This is a genomic window from Pseudomonas syringae pv. tagetis, assembly GCF_022557255.1.
Taxonomy (GTDB): Bacteria; Pseudomonadota; Gammaproteobacteria; order Pseudomonadales; family Pseudomonadaceae; genus Aquipseudomonas; species Aquipseudomonas caricapapayae.
The window spans coordinates 1,405,012-1,425,530 of record NZ_CP092923.1 but is presented as its reverse complement, the minus strand read 5'-3'; the positions used below and the strand labels follow the sequence as shown (position 1 = coordinate 1,425,530).

16 protein-coding genes and 1 pseudogene are annotated in these 20,519 nt (G+C 56.9%); 7 read left to right on the top strand and 10 right to left on the bottom strand.

Annotated features, from left to right (window positions below; genetic code table 11):
* Positions 1–142 precede the first annotated feature (142 nt).
* The 3 genes from MME58_RS06395 to MME58_RS06385 all read right to left on the bottom strand — a co-directional run bounded on the left by MME58_RS06395 (position 143) and on the right by MME58_RS06385 (position 1,551).
* Positions 143–361 (bottom strand): DUF1289 domain-containing protein, encoded by a 219-nt coding sequence (locus tag MME58_RS06395; protein ID WP_055005308.1) that lies wholly within the window; start codon positions 359–361, stop codon positions 143–145.
* A complete protein-coding gene (locus MME58_RS06390; protein WP_055005307.1) occupies positions 361–885 on the bottom strand; it encodes a gamma carbonic anhydrase family protein in 525 nt (174 codons plus the stop codon). Before MME58_RS06390 ends, MME58_RS06395 begins: the two co-directional genes overlap by 1 nt.
* Positions 886–954: 69 nt before the next feature.
* A complete protein-coding gene (locus MME58_RS06385) occupies positions 955–1,551 on the bottom strand; it encodes a CoA pyrophosphatase (protein WP_055005306.1) in 597 nt (198 codons plus the stop codon).
* 149 nt (positions 1,552–1,700) lie between these two features.
* Here MME58_RS06385 and MME58_RS06380 point away from each other — a divergent pair, with 149 nt between their 5' ends.
* Positions 1,701–2,252, top strand: coding sequence for an NUDIX hydrolase (locus tag MME58_RS06380; RefSeq protein ID WP_054988406.1), 552 nt, complete (start codon positions 1,701–1,703; stop codon positions 2,250–2,252).
* A gap of 204 nt (positions 2,253–2,456) precedes the next feature.
* Positions 2,457–2,879, top strand: a pseudogene (locus MME58_RS06375) (L,D-transpeptidase family protein); the annotation flags it as partial.
* Positions 2,880–2,960: 81 nt separating this feature from the next.
* Here the strand turns inward: MME58_RS06375 and MME58_RS06370 are convergent.
* Together MME58_RS06370 and purL are read right to left on the bottom strand one after the other, a co-directional pair.
* Positions 2,961–3,272, bottom strand: coding sequence for a YqfO family protein (locus MME58_RS06370; protein ID WP_054988404.1), 312 nt, complete (start codon positions 3,270–3,272; stop codon positions 2,961–2,963).
* Between the two features lie 5 nt (positions 3,273–3,277).
* Positions 3,278–7,174 (bottom strand): phosphoribosylformylglycinamidine synthase, encoded by a 3,897-nt coding sequence (gene purL, locus MME58_RS06365; RefSeq protein WP_054988403.1) that lies wholly within the window; start codon positions 7,172–7,174, stop codon positions 3,278–3,280.
* 213 nt (positions 7,175–7,387) lie between these two features.
* Between purL and mltF the strand changes: the two genes are divergently transcribed.
* A complete protein-coding gene (gene mltF / locus MME58_RS06360) occupies positions 7,388–8,884 on the top strand; it encodes a membrane-bound lytic murein transglycosylase MltF (protein ID WP_055005305.1) in 1,497 nt (498 codons plus the stop codon).
* On the opposite strand, the gene tadA is transcribed toward mltF, so the two are convergent.
* Together tadA and MME58_RS06350 are read right to left on the bottom strand one after the other, a co-directional pair.
* Positions 8,881–9,390, bottom strand: coding sequence for a tRNA adenosine(34) deaminase TadA (gene tadA, locus MME58_RS06355; RefSeq protein ID WP_055005304.1), 510 nt, complete (start codon positions 9,388–9,390; stop codon positions 8,881–8,883). The two genes, mltF and tadA, sit on opposite strands and share 4 nt — an antisense overlap.
* The gene (locus MME58_RS06350; RefSeq protein ID WP_054988428.1) at positions 9,390–10,763 is read right to left on the bottom strand and encodes a multicopper oxidase family protein; all 1,374 of its coding nucleotides are present in this window, start codon (positions 10,761–10,763) and stop codon (positions 9,390–9,392) included. Before MME58_RS06350 ends, tadA begins: the two co-directional genes overlap by 1 nt.
* 302 nt (positions 10,764–11,065) lie before the next feature.
* Here MME58_RS06350 and MME58_RS06345 point away from each other — a divergent pair, with 302 nt between their 5' ends.
* From MME58_RS06345 to MME58_RS06335, 3 genes are read left to right on the top strand one after another with little or no spacing between them, the layout of a single operon-like run.
* A complete protein-coding gene (locus tag MME58_RS06345) occupies positions 11,066–11,884 on the top strand; it encodes a hypothetical protein (protein ID WP_055005303.1) in 819 nt (272 codons plus the stop codon).
* A 5-nt stretch (positions 11,885–11,889) separates the two neighbouring features.
* Positions 11,890–12,978 (top strand): AAA family ATPase, encoded by a 1,089-nt coding sequence (locus MME58_RS06340; protein WP_158506043.1) that lies wholly within the window; start codon positions 11,890–11,892, stop codon positions 12,976–12,978.
* Positions 12,975–15,146, top strand: coding sequence for an alpha-ketoglutarate-dependent dioxygenase AlkB (locus MME58_RS06335; RefSeq protein ID WP_082427175.1), 2,172 nt, complete (start codon positions 12,975–12,977; stop codon positions 15,144–15,146). Before MME58_RS06340 ends, MME58_RS06335 begins: the two co-directional genes overlap by 4 nt.
* A 64-nt stretch (positions 15,147–15,210) precedes the next feature.
* On the opposite strand, the gene guaA is transcribed toward MME58_RS06335, so the two are convergent.
* The 3 genes from guaA to MME58_RS06320 form a co-directional block, all read right to left on the bottom strand.
* On the bottom strand, positions 15,211–16,788 hold the full coding sequence (gene guaA, locus MME58_RS06330; RefSeq protein ID WP_054988624.1) for a glutamine-hydrolyzing GMP synthase: 1,578 nt from the start codon (positions 16,786–16,788) through the stop codon (positions 15,211–15,213).
* A 105-nt stretch (positions 16,789–16,893) separates the two neighbouring features.
* Complete coding sequence (guaB, locus tag MME58_RS06325; protein WP_003433443.1) at positions 16,894–18,363, bottom strand: IMP dehydrogenase; 1,470 nt, start codon at positions 18,361–18,363, stop codon at positions 16,894–16,896.
* Positions 18,364–18,457: 94 nt separating this feature from the next.
* Positions 18,458–19,006, bottom strand: coding sequence for a hypothetical protein (locus tag MME58_RS06320; protein ID WP_054988623.1), 549 nt, complete (start codon positions 19,004–19,006; stop codon positions 18,458–18,460).
* A gap of 131 nt (positions 19,007–19,137) precedes the next feature.
* Between MME58_RS06320 and xseA the strand changes: the two genes are divergently transcribed.
* Positions 19,138–20,517 carry an exodeoxyribonuclease VII large subunit gene (xseA, locus tag MME58_RS06315; RefSeq protein ID WP_162491440.1) on the top strand — a complete coding sequence of 460 codons (1,380 nt, stop codon included), beginning with the start codon at positions 19,138–19,140 and terminating at the stop codon, positions 20,515–20,517.
* Positions 20,518–20,519 lie beyond the last annotated feature (2 nt).

Here is a 20,519-nt window from a genome sequence, read left to right as displayed (position 1 = left end):
GCGAACAAGTTCGCTCCCACAAAGCCCACGGATAACCTGTGGGAGCGAACTTGTTCGCGAAGGCTATATTCCAAACGCAGCAAATTCTTCTACTGCACCGGCCTCTTTAAAAGCAAGTTCGCTCCTTTAGGCCATGGGAACGTCAGCGTGCCTCGCCCACTGTCCACATCAGGCCGCTGGCTCTTGCGCGCTCGTCGCAAAGACCGAGTACCACCCGGCGCTCGTCGTTGCTCATCCTGCTCCACTGGGTGATCTCACTCACGGTTCGCTGACAACCGGTGCATATATCCTGCTCATCCAGCGCGCAAATGCTTACGCAGGGAGAGCGGACCGGCTTTTCAATCGGGGCATCGATACTCATCAGTCTTCCTGCACAGCCAGGTCACGGGCGTACCGTCGGGCGTTGTGTACGTAATGGGCGGCGCTGGCTTCCAGCATCTTCTTTTGCACATCGGTGAGTTCGCGTATCACTTTGCCCGGCGACCCCATGACCAGCGATCCGTCGGGGATTACTTTGCCCTCACCGATCAGCGAATTAGCGCCGATGATGCAGTATTTTCCGATTTTCGCCCCGTTGAGAATAACGGCATTGATACCGATCAGGCTGTAGTCATCAACACTGCAGCCATGCAACATGGCGTTGTGCCCAATGGTCACGCCTTTGCCGATACTCAATGGCGAGCCCATGTCGGTGTGCATTACTGTGCCGTCCTGCACGTTGCTGTTTTCACCGATGTGGATAAGCTCGTTATCACCACGCAACACCGCGTTGAACCACACGCTCGCGCCGGCCTCCAGCCTGACATTGCCGATCAACACCGCGTTGGGAGCGACCCAGCTGTGCAAGTCGGTCTGGACACGGGATTCCCCCAGGCGATATTTCATGCAGCCTCCTCAGGCGGGCCGTACTCATGGGTACGAGCTTTTATGGGTGACGCTTCAGATACAGGCTGCTCAGGTGGTCGAGCGTTCGGGCGGATGATGCAGGCTGATTTTGGTGTCGTACAGCACATTCACCAGTTCGACGATCATGATCGCGGTCAGCCCCCAGATCTTGTACTCGCCGTAGCGGTAGCTGGGTACGTACCAACTGCGGCCTTCATAATCGATACGGTGAGTATGCTCACGGGTGTCCTGGCGGAAGAACTCCAGCGGCACACTGAACACCGCAGCGATCTCGTCGTCATTGGGACGGTATTCGACAAAATCGGGTATCACCCCCACGTAGGGCGTGACTTTGATGCCATGTTTGGAAATCAGTGGACTGAGCGGGCCAATCACTTCGACCAGTCCGGGTGGCAGGCCGATTTCTTCCTCGGCTTCACGCAGGGCGGTAAAAATCAGATCAGGATCGCCCGGATCACGGCGACCACCCGGAAAAGCCACTTCACCGCCATGCGTCGACAGGCCACTGGCGCGCAGGGTCAAGATCAGCTCGGGTTGCTCACTGCGGGTGACAGGCACCAGAACGGCCGCCTCGGGGAATCCACGATCCATGTCGAGGGTTTCTGGCGTATGACTGACTACACGGCGAAGTAGCTCATCCAGCATGGGAAATCTCGATCTGTTGCCTGTCTGGCATCATGCACCAAAGCGACGTTGCGCCCAACCCCTTGCACTACAACTCCTGCACACGGAGGGTTGCCGAGCCGCAGCACGACAGGCCAAGATAGCGGCTGCGTTCACTATCGACTGACCCCATGAAATTTTGCAGCCAGTGCGGCAACCCGGTTATTCAGCGTATTCCCGAAGGCGACAGCCGTTTGCGGTATGTCTGCGAACATTGCCACACCATTCATTATCAGAATCCGAACATCGTTGCAGGCTGCCTGGTGACCCACGCAGGCAAGGTTCTGCTATGCCGCCGTGCCATAGAACCACGCCTGGGCTTCTGGACGTTGCCGGCCGGGTTCATGGAAAACGGTGAAACCATCGAACAGGCCGCGCGGCGCGAAACCCTAGAAGAAGCCTGCGCCACCTTGACCGAGCTGCATTTGTATACCTTGATCGACGTGCCGCATATCAATCAGGTGCACGTGTTCTATCGGGCAGAAATGGCCACTGAAGCGTTCGCCGCAGGTATCGAGAGCCTGGAAGTGCAGTTATTCGACGAAGCCGACATTCCGTGGTCGGACCTGGCTTTCATGACAGTCGGACGTACCCTAGAATACTTCTTCAAGGATCGGCGTCGGCAGGCCTACCCGGTTCATACCAGCGCCCTTCCCCCGTCACGTCCGTTGCTGGACACCTGAAAGCCAGGGTCGCACACAACATCGGCGCCTTCTTCAGAAAGAAGCGCCTTCAGGGAAATCGTAATGCGCTGGTTGCTCGCACTCTTTTGCATGTCATTCGTACCGCTTTCGCAGGCTGCGTTTACTCAGACCATCGTGCCCAAAGGCAGCGAACAGAAAATCATCAACAACAAGGTCATCAATACCGAGAGTATCGCCAGCAAGCCGATCGACAAGGTGCTGGTACTCAAGTCGGTGCGCCAGCTGCAATTGATCAGCGGCGGCGAGGCCCTGAAAACCTATCGAATTTCGTTGGGCAAGAACCCCAAGGGCACCAAGCTGCAGGAAGGCGACCAACGTACGCCAGAGGGTTTCTACTGGCTCGACTGGCGCAAGCCCAGCAACAATTACAATCTGTCGATGCACATTTCCTACCCGAACATCTCGGATTCGGCACGCGCACGTCGCGAAGGTGTGAAACCGGGCAGCATGATCATGATTCATGGCACGCCGGTGGATGAGGAGTACCCGGAATGGTATTTCCACACGCTGGACTGGACCAACGGCTGCATCGCGCTCAAGAACAACGATATGAGGGAAATCTGGGATCTGGTGAAAGACGGGACGATGATCGAGATTCGGCCTTGATCATCGGAGTGGATTAACGCACTACCGAGCGTAGTCAAGGGCGTCCGACTGCATGCCGCCGCGAGAGGCCGGTACAGCCCCTCAGAACTCTTCCAGCCGCCACACTTCGTAAGCAGGCGTTTCGTAGGGATGGCTCTGCTTGAGGGCTAACACCACTTGCTGAATCAGCTCGTCAGCGACGACCAGCTCGACCTTCCATTCTTCCACCGACTCGACCACACCGCCCTGCCCGATGAATGGCTGACTGCCATCCAGCGGCCGGAACTGCCCTTGGCCGAGCACCTGCCATGAGCAGTGATCGTAAGCGCCGATTCGCCCTGCACCAGCAGCGAATATGGCGTCTTTGACCTCGTCAACATGACTCGATGGAACAAAGAAGGCGAGCTTGTACATGCGCCTTAGTTAACCCAGGCCCGCGCATTGCGGAACATGCGCATCCAGGCACCGTCCTCGTTCCAGTCTTCGGGACGCCACGAGTTCTGCACTGCGCGGAACACGCGTTCCGGGTGCGGCATCATGATGGTCACGCGACCGTCGAGGGTCGTCATGCCACCAATACCGCGCGGCGAGCCGTTCGGATTGGCCGGATAGGCTTCAGTAATCTTGCCGTGGTTGTCGACGAAGCGCAGCGCTACAGTACCGGACACGTCCGCTTCAAGCAGCGCGTCGTCATTGCGGAACTCCGCATGCCCTTCGCCGTGAGCGATGGCGATCGGCATGCGCGAACCGGCCATGCCCTGCAGGAAGATCGACGCCGACTCCTGAACCTGAACCATGGCCACGCGCGCTTCGAACTGCTCGGAGCGGTTACGCACGAAGTGAGGCCAGAACTCGCTACCCGGAATCAGCTCGTGCAGGTTGGACAGCATCTGGCAACCGTTGCACACCCCCAGCGTAAAGCTGTCGGAACGCTCGAAGAAGCCCTGAAACGCATCGCGGGCGCGGCTGTTGAACAGTGCCGACTTCGCCCAGCCTTCACCGGCCCCCAGGACGTCGCCGTAAGAGAAGCCACCGCAGGCAACCATGCCCTTGAATTCGTTCAGATCGACACGACCGGCGAGGATGTCGCTCATGTGCACGTCGATTGCGTTGAAACCGGCCCGATCGAAGGCTGCCGCCATCTCGACCTGACCGTTGACGCCCTGCTCGCGCAGCACAGCAACCTGTGGACGGACACCGGTCTTGATGTAAGGCGCAGCGATATCTTCGTTGACGTCGAAGCCCAGCTTGACGGTCAGACCCGGGTTGTCTTCTTCCAGCAGCGCATCGAATTCCTGATCCGCGCATTCGGCGTTGTCGCGCAGGCGCTGGATCTGATAGCTGGTCTCGGCCCACTGACGTTGCAGCAGACGGCGCTGGCCGCTGAATACCGGCTCGCCATGGAAGCTGATCGACACTTCGTCGTTGTTGATCGGCTGACCGATCACCGCCACGCAATCTTCCAGACCGGCTGCGCTGAATTGTGCCAGCACCAGCGGAGTCGCGTCCTGACGTACCTGGATCACCGCACCCAGTTCTTCGTTGAACAGAATCGCGCTCAGTTCGGAAACGTTATCGGCCACGCCATCAAGGTGCAGGTTCAGACCGCAATGACCGGCAAAGGCCATTTCCAGCGTGCTGACCAGCAGACCGCCGTCGGAACGGTCGTGATAGGACAGGATATGACCGTCCGAGTTGAGGCCCTGAATCACGGCGAAGAAGGCCTTGAGGTCTTCAGCGTCATCGACATCCGGAGCAACACGGCCCAGTTTGCCGTGCGTCTGCGCAAGAATGGACGCGCCCATGCGGTTCTGACCACGACCCAGATCGATCAGGATCAGGTCAGTGATGCCTTTGTCCATGCGCAACTCGGGCGTAAGGGTCTGCCGAATGTCGAGCACCGGCGCAAAGCCAGTCACGATCAATGACAGCGGCGAAGTCACGGTCTTTTCAGTACCGTCATCGCTCCAGCGGGTCTTCATGGACATCGAGTCCTTGCCCACTGGAATGGTGATGCCCAATTCAGGACACAGTTCCATACCGACCGCTTTCACGGTGTCATACAGACGCGCGTCTTCTCCGGGGTGGCCAGCAGCCGACATCCAGTTGGCCGACAACTTGATGTCCGACAGTTTTTCAATACGCGAAGCGGCAATGTTGGTCAGTGTCTCGCCAATCGCCATACGGCCCGAGGCCGGAGCATCCAGCAGCGCCAGCGGTGTGCGCTCGCCCATCGCCATGGCTTCGCCGGTGTTGACGTCAAAGCTGGTTGCGGTCACCGCGCAGTCGGCCACAGGCACCTGCCATGGGCCGACCATCTGATCGCGAGCGACCAGGCCGGTAATGCTACGGTCGCCAATGGTGATCAGGAAGCTTTTGCTGGCGACCGCCGGGTGGCGCAATACGCGTTGCACGCTTTCTTCGATATCCAGCGTGCTCGGGTCGAAATCATCGCCCAGCTCGGCTTCGCGCTCGACCGAACGGTGCATGCGTGGAGCCTTGCCCAGCAATACTTCCAGCGGCATGTCGACCGGATTGTTGCCGAAATGGCTGTCGGTGACGGTCAGTTGCGGCTCGGCAGTGGCTTCGCCGACAACCGCAAATGGGCAACGCTCGCGCTCGCAGATAGCCTTGAAGCGCTCGAAATCCTCGACGCCCACGGCCAGCACGTAACGCTCCTGGGATTCGTTGCTCCAGATTTCCAGCGGGGCCATGCCCGGCTCGTCGTTGGGCACGTTACGCAGTTCGAAACGGCCACCCCGGTCGCCATCGTTGACCAGTTCAGGGAAGGCGTTGGACAGGCCGCCAGCACCGACGTCATGGATGAAACTGATCGGGTTACGGTCGCCCAGTTGCCAGCAGCGGTCGATGACTTCCTGACAACGACGCTCCATCTCAGGGTTTTCACGCTGAACCGAGGCAAAATCCAGATCCGCCGAACTGGTGCCCGTCGCCATCGAGGAGGCCGCACCGCCACCCAGACCGATCAGCATTGCCGGACCACCCAGCACGATCAGTTTGGAGCCCACGGTGATCTCGCCCTTCTGGACGTGGTCTTCGCGGATGTTGCCCATACCGCCCGCCAGCATGATCGGCTTGTGGTAACCACGAACCTCGTCACCGTGCGGTGTCGTAATGGACTGCTCGAAGGTACGGAAGTACCCGGTCAATGCTGGACGGCCGAACTCGTTGTTGAACGCCGCGCCACCCAGCGGGCCTTCAATCATGATGTCCAGCGCGGTAACGATGCGCTCGGGTTTGCCGTATGGCACCTCCCAGGGCTGTACGAAACCGGGAATCTGCAGGTTGGACACGGTGAAACCGGTCAGACCCGCCTTGGGCTTGGCACCACGACCGGTTGCGCCCTCGTCGCGAATCTCGCCACCGGAGCCGGTCGCGGCACCAGGAAACGGCGCAATGGCGGTCGGGTGGTTGTGGGTCTCGACCTTCATCAGAATGTGCACAGGCTCCTGAACCGCGCCGTACTGACGGGTTTCAGGGTCCGGGAAAAAGCGACCGGCGACATTGCCGACGATCACCGAAGCGTTGTCCTTGTAAGCGGACAGCACGCCTTCGCTGTGCATCTGGTAGGTGTTCTTGATCATGCCAAACAGGCTTTTTTCCTGGCTCTGGCCATCGATGTCCCAACTGGCGTTGAAAATCTTGTGGCGGCAATGCTCGGAGTTCGCCTGGGCAAACATCATCAGCTCGATGTCGTGCGGGTTGCGCCCGAGACCGTTGAAGCTGGTGATCAGGTAATCGATTTCATCTTCAGCGAGGGCCAGGCCCAGATCGACGTTGGCTTTTTCCAGCGCCGCGCGGCCGCCACCCAGAATGTCCACGGCCGTCAGCGGTTTAGGCTGAGCGTGGCTGAACAGGCCGGCAGCCTGCTCGTGGTCGCCCAGCACCAGCTGCGTCATGCGGTCATGCAGGCTGTCCGCGATTGCCTGAGCCTCGACTTCACTGAACTGCCCCTCTACATAGAAGGCAATCCCGCGCTCGATGCGCTGGATTTTTGTCAGGCCGCAATTACGGGCGATGTCGCTGGCCTTGCTCGACCAGGGTGAAATAGTGCCAAAACGTGGCAACACCAGAAACAGACGGCCGCTCGGCTCTTGAACCGGCACGCTGGGGCCGTATTTCAGGAGACGGTCGAGAACCTGCTGTTCTTCGCTGGTCAGAACGTCGTTGACGTCAGCGAAGTGAGCGAATTCGGCGTACAAGCCACTGACAGCTGAAACTTTTTGTTTCAGTTGTTCTAGTAATTTGCTGTGGCGGAAGGCAGAAAGGGCAGGAGCACCGCGCAGGATCAACATCTTCGGGACAGCCTCGAGAAGGGGGTGTGCTTTGAGGCCGGGTATTCTAGCCTAAAGCGGGCCTTTGATCACCCAAAACGGCGGCATCCGGTGCGCCCGAATGTCGCCCCACACCAAAAAAGGCCGGAAATACCTGTAAAACCCCTTCGCCTATCAGACGCAGGCGTCACTGTCGAGATATGGCGCCCGGTGCGCTTTGCGTATACTGCACCGATGTTCTTCAGACCAGATTTCCGCCCACGTTGCGCCAAGTGGCTCATCGCAACCGGACTCTTCCTGATGCTCGGCGCCTGTGTGGAGAAACCCACCACACTGGAACGAGTCAAGGAGGACGGTGTACTGCGGGTGATCACCCGTAACAGTCCGGCGACTTATTTTCAGGACCGCAACGGTGAAACCGGTTTTGAATACGAGCTGGTCAAGCGCTTTGCCGAAGACCTGGGCGTCGAACTGAAGATCGAAACGGCTGACAACCTTGACGACCTTTTCGATCAGATGAACAAGCCAGGCGGTCCGGTGCTCGGTGCCGCTGGCCTGATCGAAACGCCGAAACGCAAGCAACAGGCGCGTTTCTCGCATTCTTACCTGGAAGTAACTCCCCAGGTTGTCTATCGCAACGGCCAATCACGCCCGACCGACCCTGGCGATCTGGTGGGCAAACGCATCGTGGTTCTGAAAGGCAGCGCGCATGCCGAACAGCTGGCGGCGCTCAAGGCGCAGAATCCAGCCCTTGAATATGAAGAATCGGACGCGGTCGAGGTCGTCGATCTCCTGCGCATGGTCGATGAAGGCCAGATCGACCTGACCCTGGTCGACTCCAATGAACTGGCGATGAACCAGGTCTACTTCCCCAACGTGCGTGTAGCCTTCGACCTGGGCGAAGCCCGTGAACAGCGCTGGGCAGTTGCACCGGGCGAAGACAATAGCCTGCTCAACGAAATCAATGCGTACCTGGACAAGGTCGAGAAGAACGGCACACTGCAACGCCTGAAAGATCGTTACTACGGTCACGTCGATGTGCTTGGCTACGTTGGCGCTTATACCTTCGCCCAACACCTGCAGGAGCGCCTGCCCAAATACGAGAAACACTTCCAGACATCGGCCAAGAAAGAACAGGTCGACTGGAGATTGCTGGCCGCCATCGGCTATCAGGAATCTATGTGGCAACCCGCCGTGACGTCAAAAACCGGGGTGCGCGGCCTGATGATGCTGACCCAGAACACCGCTCAGGCCATGGGCGTGACCAACAGGCTCGATGCCCGCCAGAGCATTCAGGGCGGAGCCAAGTATTTTGCCTACGTGAAAGATCAGCTGGATGACAAAGTTCAAGAGCCTGATCGCACATGGCTGGCTCTGGCGTCCTACAACATTGGCAGCGGTCACCTGGAAGATGCGCGCAAATTGGCGGAAAACGAAGGGCTGAATCCAAATAAGTGGCTGGACGTTAAAAAGATGCTGCCGCGTCTGTCACAGAAAAAGTGGTACAGCAAAACGCGTTACGGTTACGCCCGAGGCGGTGAGCCGGTGCATTTCGTTGCCAACATCCGTCGTTATTACGACATTTTGACCTGGGTCACGCAGCCTCAGTTGGAGGGCAGTCAGGTCGCCGATGGCAACCTGCATGTTCCCGGTGTCGACAAGACTCAGCCGCCGGTGCCGCCAACCCCCTCTGCACCCGCTTCCAGCAGCCCGGACAAGCCGGCGCTCTAAACGTCGCCCTGATTTTTGCCTGCGTCCCTGGCCGACCGGCGCATCCTGAAAAACTCACTCAGCATTGCACCGCACTCCTCGCCCAGCACACCGCCCTCAAACAATATGCGGTGATTGAGAAAGCCCTGACTGAAAAACTGCCCCTGGCTTTGGACGATACCTGCCTTGGGTTCAAGCGCGCCGTAAACCACGCGCGCCACCCGGGCGTGCACGATCAAACCTGCACACATACTGCACGGCTCCAGCGTCACGTAAAGGGTGCTGCCCGGCAGACGATAATTGTCCAGCGCCTTGGCGGCATCACGAATAGCGACCATTTCGGCATGCGCACTGGGGTCGCTGCCACTGATCGGGCGATTGTAACCACGGCCGATGATCTCGCCGTTCTGCACCAACACGGCACCGACCGGCACCTCACCCAGCAGCGCGCCTTGCGCGGCAAGCGCCAGCGCCTCACGCATGAAGTCCTGATCCTTGCTGCGATCAATAATTTGCGGCTGGCGCATCACGCCACCTCGATGGCGGCCATCAGGCCGGTTTCCATGTGATCGATCACATGGCAGTGGAACATCCATACGCCGGGATTATCCGCCACCAGCGCCACCCGCGCTCGCTCGTTGCGGCCGAGCAGGAACGTGTCGGTAAAGTACGGAATGATCTTGCGGCGATTGGACGCAATCACCTTGAAACTCATGCCGTGCAGGTGAATGGGGTGCTGATACTGGGTCATGTTTTTCAATTCGAAGATGTAGCTCTTGCCCAGTTTCAATCTGGCGATAGGCCGATCGGCACAGGTCTTGTCGGTAATATCCCAGGCTTCGCCGTTGATTTGCCACAGGCTGGGCGGCTTGCCATTGTCGGTGTTGACCGACATCGAGCCCACCCATTCAAAGTTGAAATTGATCTTCTCGGCGCTATCCATATCAGGCTCAGCCACGGGGTTGGCCGGCAACTCCGGCGGCCACTGGCCAGGCGTATCATTGTTGGCGACCGAACGAAACGTCCCCAGGCGCACCGGACCGTTACGCAGCGAGATTTCCTCGCCCGCCGGCGGGGCCTTGATCGCCAGACAGATGCGCATGCCCGGCCCCAGCCAATATTCGTCGCCAAACGGACGCGGCTTTACAGGGTTGCCATCCAGCGCATAAATCTGCGCTTCGGCGTCCGGCAGGTTGAGTCGATAAGTCACGGTATTGTCGAGGTTGAGCAAGCGCACGCGCGTGATCTGCCCGGCCGGCAATTCGATCACCGCCTGCGGAATGCCGTTCAGCGTTGAAAGCCGCCCCGCCGTACCCTCACGCGCCGCTTCACGCAGCACGCTGAACTCGGTAAATGCGCCCTCTTCGTCCACATGCCAGCTTTTCAGACTGACCGTGCGCTCGTAAGCAAAACCGGTCGGCTCCCTCTCTTCGACGATCAGCGGCCCGACCAGCCCGCGGCCCAGCTCTTCACTGCTGCTGACATGCGGGTGATACCAGTAGCTACCCGCGTCCGGCACACGGAATTTGTAATCGAAATATTCACCCGGCTTCACTGGCAACTGCGAAACGTAAGGCACGCCGTCCATTTCCAGCGGCAAGCGGATGCCATGCCAGTGAATGGTCGTCTCGACCGGCAACTGATTGATGAAGCGCAACCGCAGCCACTCACCCTGGCGTACGCGCAACTCGGTGCCCGGCGCAGAACCGCCGAAGGCCCAGGCAGGTGTCTTGTGGCCAGAAACCAGCTCTATATCCAGTGGCGCGGCGATCAGCACAAAGTCAGAGCCAGCTTCAGACTCGCGCCGCCCCATCCAGTAACGCGAAGCACCACCTGCGCCAAGGCCGACTACAGCAAGACCGGCAATGCCTGTGAGGATCTGACGACGGGTGAAGGACATGAACGGCGGGACCTCGAAAACGACGACTGAGCGCATCTGCGATGCAAATGCGAGGGGCGAATACGATACACCTGCATTTGGGGAAAGATAAGGGTGGGTTGCGGTTGGCAATAAAGAGGTGAGAAATCGAGAAAGGTTCGACGCAGGCCCGATCACTGCCCCTTTCGCCGATCAATCTTCTATCGTCAAGCGCGCCAGCCAGTACAGGTTGACGCGAAAGCCAGACAGTGGCATTTTGATCGCACGACCAAATTTGGATCCAAAATTAACAGCAACCTTCTGGAAATAGGCTAGGGACGACGATGTCATTTTCAAAAGCCTGGCTAAATGCCTTGTACCAATCAGAGATAGAAGATCGCGTTTTAAATGATCACAGGACAACGGAAACGACGTATTTAGGATGGAGTCGAAAAACTATATTTAACGATGTTATCGTCGGCGGCCAAGCTGATTTTGATCAACCTATCGAGCACCTTTCCGCCTACGACAGAGCGTTGCTCTACGCAAAATACAATCAGGTTCGTCATATTGACGAACTATGTTGCGCATTTGATCAATTGCTAGGTGATATAGGCTATGGAAATCCGATAATGTTTGATCTGGGCTGTGGACCATTCACGGCGGGCCTGTCTCTAGCCAATGCGCTTGGTAAAGAAAAGATTTTTAGCTACTACGGGGTAGATTGCTACCAATCAATGCGAACACTTGGCTCACAGATGGCAACGGCTGCTCGCGCGAGCAAAGAACTTCATCCGATGACAACTTATGAATTTACAAATGATATTGATAAAATAAAATTTGAAAACATCAGCGGTAATCTCACGATTTTCGTTGCATCCTATCTGCTGGCCAGCCCTTCAATAGATTCGGCGCTTCTTGCACAAAAAATCAACCGCGTTCATGGAAACGCTAGCTTAGGGCCATCTGCAGTGCTTTACACTAATAGCGCGCGCCCTGAAGCACGGCAAAAATTCCCAATTTTCAAGAAAAATCTTGAGGCCGCTGGCTACAAGACGATTATCGACACTACTGAATTATTTACTGCAACCTCAAAAACTCATATAAAAATACATTATGCGCTCTTTTTCAAGCCCGCCAATTCAAGTATACGAAGGAAATAATGAACATGAAGCTACCGCTACTCGACGACCTAATTGATGAGCAATTAAATGTTTACGAAGCTAGCTTAAAGGAAAATCTTTTTGTCCTAGGGCCGCCCGGCTCTGGAAAAACAACCATGGCCGTACATAGAATAAAAAGACTTCTTGGTATTGGAAGCAGCGCTATTCTCTTAACCAAAAACAGAATGCTTGCAGCTCTCGCTGGTCAGCTAGGCGACAACTCATTCACTACTTTGACAATGAACAGCTTTATCACATCCGAATTCCACAGACGTTTTGGGCGCAACGCACCCGAACCGAAGCCTTTCGTGTACAGCTGGCAAGAAATTATGGATGAGTACGAAAAAGCGAGAGTGACGCCGACTTTAGACCACCTAATAATAGACGAGGGGCAGAATTTGCCCAGCGCCTTTTATGCATGGGCAGTGCGTTTTGGCGCAAAAAATGTAAGCGTCTTTGCAGATGAAGATCAAACAACTCTACCTCAGCGCGCGAGCATTGAGGAGATTTGCGCAGCCCCCATGCCAGAACCAATTCGGCTTTCGGAAAACCACCGAAACACTCAAGAAATTGCTCGTGTAGCAGAACATTTCCATAAATCACGAACTCTCCCCGCCGCAATCGTCAGACGCCCACGTAGCGGTAACATTCCGACCATAGAAAAGGTAAAAATGTGGTCCGAGGTCGTTACTTTGGTCAAAATCCGCCTTAAGAACCGTGGCGAATCGATCGGTGTTATCGTAAGGCTCGCAAATGAGGCGGAAGCTCTGAAAAGCATGCTGCAAAAGGAGCTGCCTTCTTCGCGCATTGATGCGTATACCAGCAGAAATAAATCTGGATCAGAAAAAAATATTCATCTGATGACTCCAGGTGTGACCGTGCTCACCGGGGAGTCAGCGATAGGCCTTGAATTTGAGACCGTCTACTTGCAAGATCTAGCTCGCTCATTGCCTTGTGCCCAGCCTGACCAGTACCGACGGCTCTATATGTTGTGCGCACGAGCTCGCGATAACCTTGTGCTCATTGATGGCCCATCGGCTTTAACCGCTAGTCAGTACGACAGCCTTCCGGACAAGATCCTACTACTACGATGATTCCTAAACCGCCTCAGCCGATGACACTCCCCCTGCAGTTCGATGCCGAACTCACTGCGCCGGGCACTGAAATCACGCCCCCTGCTTCAGAGTCCTTGCCCCAGCTTCTCGCGCTGTCATTTGATCATCGCGCTTGGCTGAGCCTTTTGGCTGAGTCTTGGTGGCCGGTCAGAAGAGAAGCGTGCATGGTCAGGTTGGGATCAGGAAAACCAGTTAAGTCAGCCATACCCAATGGGCGCTATGAAGTTATAGTCTGGCTTGATCCAGAGCTACTTCCGAGCAATGTCAAGGTTTTGACACGACGTAAAGGTAAGTGGGTGAACGTAGCGCTCAGCGGTTTGAACGGAAAAGACCAGCAAATCGTATGGCCTGGACCCATCCCATTATTTGCGGTTACCCACTTTTCTGTTTCAGCCCCTGACATAGCAGAAAATCTGATAGGTCTCGCGCAGGGCTTCGCTAATATTGTACTTCCGCCACAGCCTATCACTGTCGAAGTAGCTAATTACTTTGAGCCGAAGGACTTGGGCGAGCGAGCGCCGAGAGATGCATTCCAGCCACCAGAACATTGGAATTCGCTACGAGGTGCCGCAGCAATGGCAATTTGGGGGGTTCCAAGCATCGCGCCGTGGGTAGATTTGCTGTGCAAATGGCTTGCCAATGAAAAAGCATCAGCAATCGCAACGCATCTGGAAGCCCCATGGCTAGATACGCCGCCTTGGCTACTTTCAAAATCAGAAACATCGACAGCTGAATGTGGCGCCCTTTGGTTAGCGATGATCGATGTTTTCTCTCGTTCGAATATCCGGGAGTCCTGGCGACCGGATGAGCTTCTCGAAGCTGTTTTCGATCTTGCGAGAAAGACTGATCATCGAATCGAACGACTTGATGCTCTACTGCATGAGACAGGTGAAATACTCGAAGACAAACGCACAGTAAACTTAGATCAAGCTAGTACTGACCCAATAGCCCTTGTCTTGCAACTTGTACTTTTACGCCCCAAGCCTGAACACTTCATAACATGGAAAGCTGAATTTCCTGCTTTGCCACCCGCTATTTGGTGGAGCGGTGTAATTTTATCTGGCTTGATTAACGGGTATCGAAATCTGGAGTCTCGCTTCCGCGGGACAATCATTGCGGAAAAAACGGCCTCTATTACGACTTGGCAGGGAGCTTCTACATCTAGTAAATGGCCAGCAGATATGCTCCCTAGCCCCACATTCTCTCGTTCTACAGAAAAAATAAAACTGCAATCAGGTAGCGCTTTAATTTTTGAAAAGAAGCTAGGACGCCGAGGAGCATGGTACGACGCAGACTATTCTCTGCCTGAGGTGACTGCGGCGGCATCCGCTATAGCTGAGGAACAGGGCGTCAAATCTTTTAATTTAATCGTAGCTGTCGAAAACTGTAGGATTGCATTTTCCGGCGATGGAAGCCTTGTAATGCGGGAAATGCCAAAAACGCTGGAAGCCTCAGGAAAAGTTTTTCTGGAGCTTCCAGAGTCAGTAAAGTTTGATCGGCACTTTAGCAGTGACCTCTTCAAAAAATGGATTACAACTGGAAAAATCACAAGAAAACTTCCGCTTCCGCCAGGAGGTGTAGCATCGAAAACAGCAGAATTAATGCCTGTGGGCCTGATTATAGCCGAAGAATTCCTCACAAGTAACGAAGAAGAACGGTTAATCGAACTCGTCGATAAAGCCCCATGGCTAGATACTTTATCAAGGCGAGTACAACATTATGGCTGGAAGTACGACTACTCTTCGAGAAAAGTACTTAAATCAAGCTATCTTGGTGCTCTTCCTGAATGGGCTCAAACCCTTGCAGAGCGCCTAGTTGCCGAGAATCTTATGCCAGAGCTTGCGGATCAGGTCATCGTTAATGAATACCTGAAAGATCAAGGTATAAGTAAGCATGTCGACTGCCCTACATGCTTTAAAGGACCTATCGTTACTATCAGTCTCTGCGAATCGTGGCGAATGCTCTTCCGCCGAGGAAAAGATAAGTTTGAGACGACGCTCTACAGGCGTAGTGCAGCATCACTTAATGGACCAGCCAGACATGAATGGACTCACGAGATTCCTAGCAGGAAATTTGAAGGCGCGAGTCCAAGAGTTCGACGCATATCGCTCACATTCAGAAAAGTGGACGCTTCAAACTTAATCTGATTTTCTACAGTCGATAAAAACCCAGCTTAGCTGGGTTTCTATTACTACCTAAGCAACGCTAAAATCATTCCCACTCAATCGTAGCCGGCGGCTTGCTCGACACGTCATAAGTCACCCGCGAAATCCCTTCGATCTCGTTGATGATCCGACCGCTTACCGTCTCCAGCAGCTCATAAGGCAGGTGCGCCCAGCGAGCGGTCATGAAGTCGATGGTTTCGACAGCGCGCAGCGCGACGACCCAGGCGTAGCGGCGGCCGTCACCGACGACGCCGACTGATTTGACCGGCTGGAACACTACGAACGCTTGGCTGACTTTGTGATACCAGTCGGCCTTGCGCAGTTCTTCGATGAAGATGTGGTCGGCACGACGCAGGAGGTCGGCGTATTCCTTCTTCACTTCGCCAAGGATGCGTACGCCAAGGCCTGGGCCGGGGAATGGGTGGCGGTAGACCATGTCGTACGGCAGGCCGAGTTCGAGGCCCAGGCGGCGGACTTCGTCCTTGAACAGCTCGCGCAGTGGCTCTACCAGTTTGAGGTTCATTTCTTCCGGCAGGCCGCCCACGTTGTGGTGCGACTTGATGACGTGGGCCTTGCCGCTTTTCGCGCCGGCCGACTCGATGACGTCCGGGTAGATGGTGCCTTGCGCCAGGTACTTGATGTTATCCAGCTTGCAGGACTCGGCATCGAATACGTCGATGAAGGTGCGGCCGATGATCTTGCGCTTTTTCTCTGGATCGCTCTCGCCTTCCAGGTTGTTCAGGAACTGCTCTTCGGCGTTGGCGCGGATCACCTTGACGCCCATGTTCTCGGCGAACATGGCCATCACCTGCTCGCCTTCGTGCAGGCGCAGCAGGCCGTTGTCGACGAATACGCAGGTCAGTTGATCGCCGATGGCCTTGTGCAGCAGCGCCGCGACCACGGAGGAGTCAACGCCGCCGGACAGGCCCAGCAGGACGTTGTCAGTACCGACCTGATCGCGAACCTGAGCGATAGCGTCTTCAGCAATCTTCGAGGGGGTCCACAGTGCTTCACAGCCGCAAATGTCGAGGATGAAGCGCGACAGGATGCGACCGCCCTGCTTGGTGTGGGTCACTTCCGGGTGGAACTGCACGCCGTAGTAACCGCGAGCGTCGTCAGCCATACCGGCAATCGGGCAGCTCGGGGTACTGGCCAGAATGTGGAAGTCTTCCGGCAGTTTGGTGACCTTGTCACCGTGACTCATCCATACGTCGAGGCCAAACAGGCCGTCGGCGTCGATATGGTCTTCGATACCATCGAGCAGACGGCTTTTGCCGACTACGTCAACGCGCGCGTAGCCGAACTCGCGCAGCTCAGAACCAGCAACCTTGCCGCCCAACTGCTCGGCCATGGTCTGCATGCCGTAGCAGATACCGAAAACCGGCACACCCAGGTCAAATACCGCCTGCGGGCAGCGCGGGCTGTCGGCTTCGTGTACGGACTCGGGGCCGCCGGCGAGGATCACGCCTTTTGGAGCGAATTCGCGAATCGCTTCGTCGTCCATGTCAAACGGATGCAGCTCGCAATACACGCCGATTTCGCGCACGCGGCGGGCGATCAGCTGGGTGTACTGGGAACCGAAGTCGAGGATCAGGATACGGTGGGCGTGAATGTCGAGGGCCATGACTCATTCTCGTCAAAAAACAGAAACGACACGGGGCTGCGTCAACAGCCCCGGCTATGAAACTTGTTGGCCTGCATCGTGGCACACACCCCGATGCAGTCCGGATCAACCAACGCGATAGTTAGGCGCTTCCTTGGTGATCTGCACGTCATGGACGTGGGATTCAGCCATACCGGCACCGGTGATGCGAACGAACTCGGGCTTGGTGCGCATCTGCTCGATGTCGGCACTGCCGGTGTAACCCATGGAGGAACGCAGGCCGCCCATCAACTGATGGATGATGGCCGACAACGGACCTTTATAGGCCACACGACCTTCGATACCTTCCGGTACCAATTTCTCGGCACCTGCAGACGAATCCTGGAAGTAGCGATCGGACGAGCCTTGCGCCTGGGACATTGCACCCAGCGATCCCATGCCGCGATAAGCCTTGTAGGAGCGCCCCTGAAACAGCTCGATTTCGCCCGGCGCTTCTTCGGTACCGGCGAACATCGAACCCATCATCACGCAGGAGGCACCGGCCACGATGGCCTTGGACAGGTCACCGGAGAAGCGGATACCGCCGTCGGCGATCATCGGCACGCCCGTGCCTTCAAGGGCAGCAGAGACGTTGGCGATGGCGCTGATCTGCGGCACGCCGACACCGGCAACGATACGCGTGGTGCAGATGGAGCCCGGGCCGATACCGACCTTGACGGCATCGGCACCTGCAGCAACCAGCGCTCTGGCAGCCTCACCGGTAGCGATGTTGCCGCCGATGACCTGTACCTGAGGGAAGTTTTCCTTGACCCAGCGAACGCGGTCGATCACACCCTTGGAGTGACCGTGAGCGGTGTCGACCACGACAACGTCAACGCCGGCAGCAACCAGCGCGGTGACGCGCTCGCCAGTGTCCTTGCCGGTACCGACTGCAGCGCCGACACGCAGGCGAGCCTGATCGTCCTTGCTGGCCAGCGGGTAAGCCTTGGCTTTTTCGATGTCCTTGACGGTCATCATGCCCTTGAGCGCGAAGTTGCCGTCGACGATCAGGACTTTTTCAAGCCGGTGCTTGTGCAGCAGTTCGCGCACTTCGTTCTTGTCGGCGCCTTCACGCACGGTGACCAGACGCTCTTTGGGCGTCATCACTTCACGGACCGGGACATCAAGACGGTTTTCGAAGCGTACGTCGCGGGACGTCACAATGCCGACCAGGTCGCCATTGTGCAGGACCGGTACGCCGGAAATGTTGTGCATGCGAGTGAGTTCGAACAGATCGCGGACAGTGGCATCGGCTTCGATCGTGATCGGATCCTTGACGACACCGGCCTCGAACTTTTTGACCTTGCGCACTTCGGCAGCTTGCTGCTCGATGGTCATGTTCTTGTGGATGATACCGATACCGCCTTCCTGGGCCATGGCAATCGCCAGACGGGCCTCGGTGACTGTATCCATTGCAGCAGAGACCAAAGGTATATTCAGCTCGATGCCACGGGTCAAACGGGTTTTCAGACTGACTTCGTTAGGAAGCACCTCGGAATAACCGGGCACAAGGAGAATGTCGTCGAATGTAAGGGCTTCTTGACTGATACGCAGCATCGCGGGGGCTCCCGGGCGGGAAATTGGAAGCGCGCCATTATACCTACAGACCCCGCCCGGCTCAATGTAAACCTCAGCCTATTATCAAAGCTGTTTATAGACGCACATGAACGAAAGACACTGGGCGATCAAGACGTTCGGCGAAGTCGTCCAGAAAGGACTGCGCGAACGAAGCATCCAGCCAGTTATTGAAGATGAAACCCAGGTTGGAAAACCCGCAGGCATCCAGAAAGAGAAAGCCGTTGATGTCATCTTCATGGCGACATTCGGGGCACGTGAAGTTATCCGTGTGGCCGGGCATCCAGTCTTCCAGGCTATCGAACAGCGCCTCCCCCACTTCGCGACGACACTCCGGGCAACCGGCCTCCTCGGCAAAGTCGTTCAGGGGGGTATAGATGCAGCGTTTGGTGACAACTTCCAGACCGTTGACCGTTTGCCCGAACGGCAACGCATCGGGCTTCTTCACCACCCGCTTCGCTCCGGGTGCCACCGCGTAGGCCATCTTGTTATAGGTCCGCCCACAGGTCGTCAGCTCCGGCTCGACCACATCGAGTTTGACCAGCCAGCGCAGGATCAACCGCGCTCGGGCTTCGTGCCCGGGGAACGTGGAGATTTGCGGGACGATAATGCTTTGGGTGTTCATAACGGAGCGTCGCTTAAAACTGTTCGAGGCCGCAGCTTAATAGGCTGATGATTCTGGTCAAGGTGAAATCCTGCTCGAAGCGGCGATACAGACCCGTGCGCCAGACCTGCATTGCCATTATGATGCCCGACATGATCAAAGACCCTTTCGCAAGACTCGGCCTCGACCGGGAAGTCCTTACTGTCAGCCAGCTGAACGGCCGTGCGCGGGTGTTGCTGGAGGACGTGTTCAGCAGTATCTGGGTCGAAGGCGAGATTTCCAATCTCTCGCGTCCGGCTTCGGGTCATGTGTATTTCACGCTCAAGGACTCTGGTGCGCAGGTGCGCTGCGCGTTGTTCCGGCAGAGCGCAGCCCGCGTGCGCCAGGCGCTCAAGGACGGCTTGCAGGTCAAGGTGCGCGGTAAGGTTTCGCTATTTGAAGGCCGCGGCGACTATCAGTTGATTCTCGATACAGTGGAACCTGCCGGTGATGGTGCATTGCGCCTGGCGTTCGATGCATTGAAGGCCAAGCTCAGCGACGAAGGCATGTTCAGCGCCGAGCGCAAGGTCGCTCTGCCACTGCACCCGCAACGTATCGGTATCATCAGCTCACCGACCGGTGCGGTGATACGCGACATCATCAGCGTGTTCCGCCGTCGCGCACCACGGGTCGAGCTGACCTTGATTCCCACAGCCGTTCAAGGCCGCGAGGCGATCAACCAGATTGTCCGCGCACTAAAGCTGGCCGACAGCAGAGGCTTCGATGCGCTGATCCTGGCCCGTGGCGGCGGCTCGCTGGAGGACCTGTGGTGCTTCAACGAAGAAGCCGTCGCCCGCGCCATCGACGCCTGCGTGACGCCGATTGTCAGCGCTGTCGGGCATGAAACCGATGTTTCCATCAGCGACTTTGTCGCCGACGTGCGCGCTCCGACGCCCTCCGCCGCCGCTGAACTGCTCGCCCCGGATTCCAGCGACCTGCATCGGCGCGTCGACAACCTGCACCGGCGACTGGTGAGCCGCATGCAGGATCGCCTGATGCGCGAGCGGCTGCGTCTTGAAGGTATTTCACGGCGTCTGCGTCACCCTGGCGAACGGTTGCGCCAGCAGTCCCAACGCCTGGACGATCTGGACATGCGCCTGCGCCGCGCCTTTGAACAGAACATGCATCAACGTCAGGTGCGTCTTGCCCACATGGAAAGCCGTCTTGCGGCCCAGCATCCAGGGCGAACCCTGGCCTTCCTGCGTCAGCGTCTGGATGCGTTGGCCGAGCGGCTGCCGAGAGCCATTCGCGATCAGATCAAAGCGCGCAAGCTGCAGCTGCAGAGTCAGGTGCAGACCCTCAATGTCGTCAGCCCGCTCGCCACACTAGGGCGCGGCTACAGCATCCTGCTCGACGAGCGCGGTCATGCGATCCGTAACGCCGCACAAACCAGGACGGGCCAGCGACTTACCGCCAGGCTCGGCGAAGGCGAACTGCAAGTACGTGTCGAAGACAACCACCTCACACCCGTGACCCTTTCCCTTCTGGACTGACT

Bases quoted from the DNA above. Each gene is read 5' to 3' on its own strand.
- MME58_RS06395 (WP_055005308.1), bottom strand. From the start codon at position 361: ATGAGTATCGATGCCCCGATTGAAAAGCCGGTCCGCTCTCCCTGCGTA.
- MME58_RS06390 (WP_055005307.1), bottom strand. From the start codon at position 885: ATGAAATATCGCCTGGGGGAATCCCGTGTCCAGACCGACTTGCACAGC.
- MME58_RS06385 (WP_055005306.1), bottom strand. From the start codon at position 1,551: ATGCTGGATGAGCTACTTCGCCGTGTAGTCAGTCATACGCCAGAAACC.
- MME58_RS06380 (WP_054988406.1), top strand. From the start codon at position 1,701: ATGAAATTTTGCAGCCAGTGCGGCAACCCGGTTATTCAGCGTATTCCC.
- MME58_RS06370 (WP_054988404.1), bottom strand. From the start codon at position 3,272: ATGTACAAGCTCGCCTTCTTTGTTCCATCGAGTCATGTTGACGAGGTC.
- purL (WP_054988403.1), bottom strand. From the start codon at position 7,174: ATGTTGATCCTGCGCGGTGCTCCTGCCCTTTCTGCCTTCCGCCACAGC.
- mltF (WP_055005305.1), top strand. From the start codon at position 7,388: ATGTTCTTCAGACCAGATTTCCGCCCACGTTGCGCCAAGTGGCTCATC.
- tadA (WP_055005304.1), bottom strand. From the start codon at position 9,390: ATGCGCCAGCCGCAAATTATTGATCGCAGCAAGGATCAGGACTTCATG.
- MME58_RS06350 (WP_054988428.1), bottom strand. From the start codon at position 10,763: ATGTCCTTCACCCGTCGTCAGATCCTCACAGGCATTGCCGGTCTTGCT.
- MME58_RS06345 (WP_055005303.1), top strand. From the start codon at position 11,066: ATGTCATTTTCAAAAGCCTGGCTAAATGCCTTGTACCAATCAGAGATA.
- MME58_RS06340 (WP_158506043.1), top strand. From the start codon at position 11,890: ATGAAGCTACCGCTACTCGACGACCTAATTGATGAGCAATTAAATGTT.
- MME58_RS06335 (WP_082427175.1), top strand. From the start codon at position 12,975: ATGATTCCTAAACCGCCTCAGCCGATGACACTCCCCCTGCAGTTCGAT.
- guaA (WP_054988624.1), bottom strand. From the start codon at position 16,788: ATGGCCCTCGACATTCACGCCCACCGTATCCTGATCCTCGACTTCGGT.
- guaB (WP_003433443.1), bottom strand. From the start codon at position 18,363: ATGCTGCGTATCAGTCAAGAAGCCCTTACATTCGACGACATTCTCCTT.
- MME58_RS06320 (WP_054988623.1), bottom strand. From the start codon at position 19,006: ATGAACACCCAAAGCATTATCGTCCCGCAAATCTCCACGTTCCCCGGG.
- xseA (WP_162491440.1), top strand. From the start codon at position 19,138: ATGATCAAAGACCCTTTCGCAAGACTCGGCCTCGACCGGGAAGTCCTT.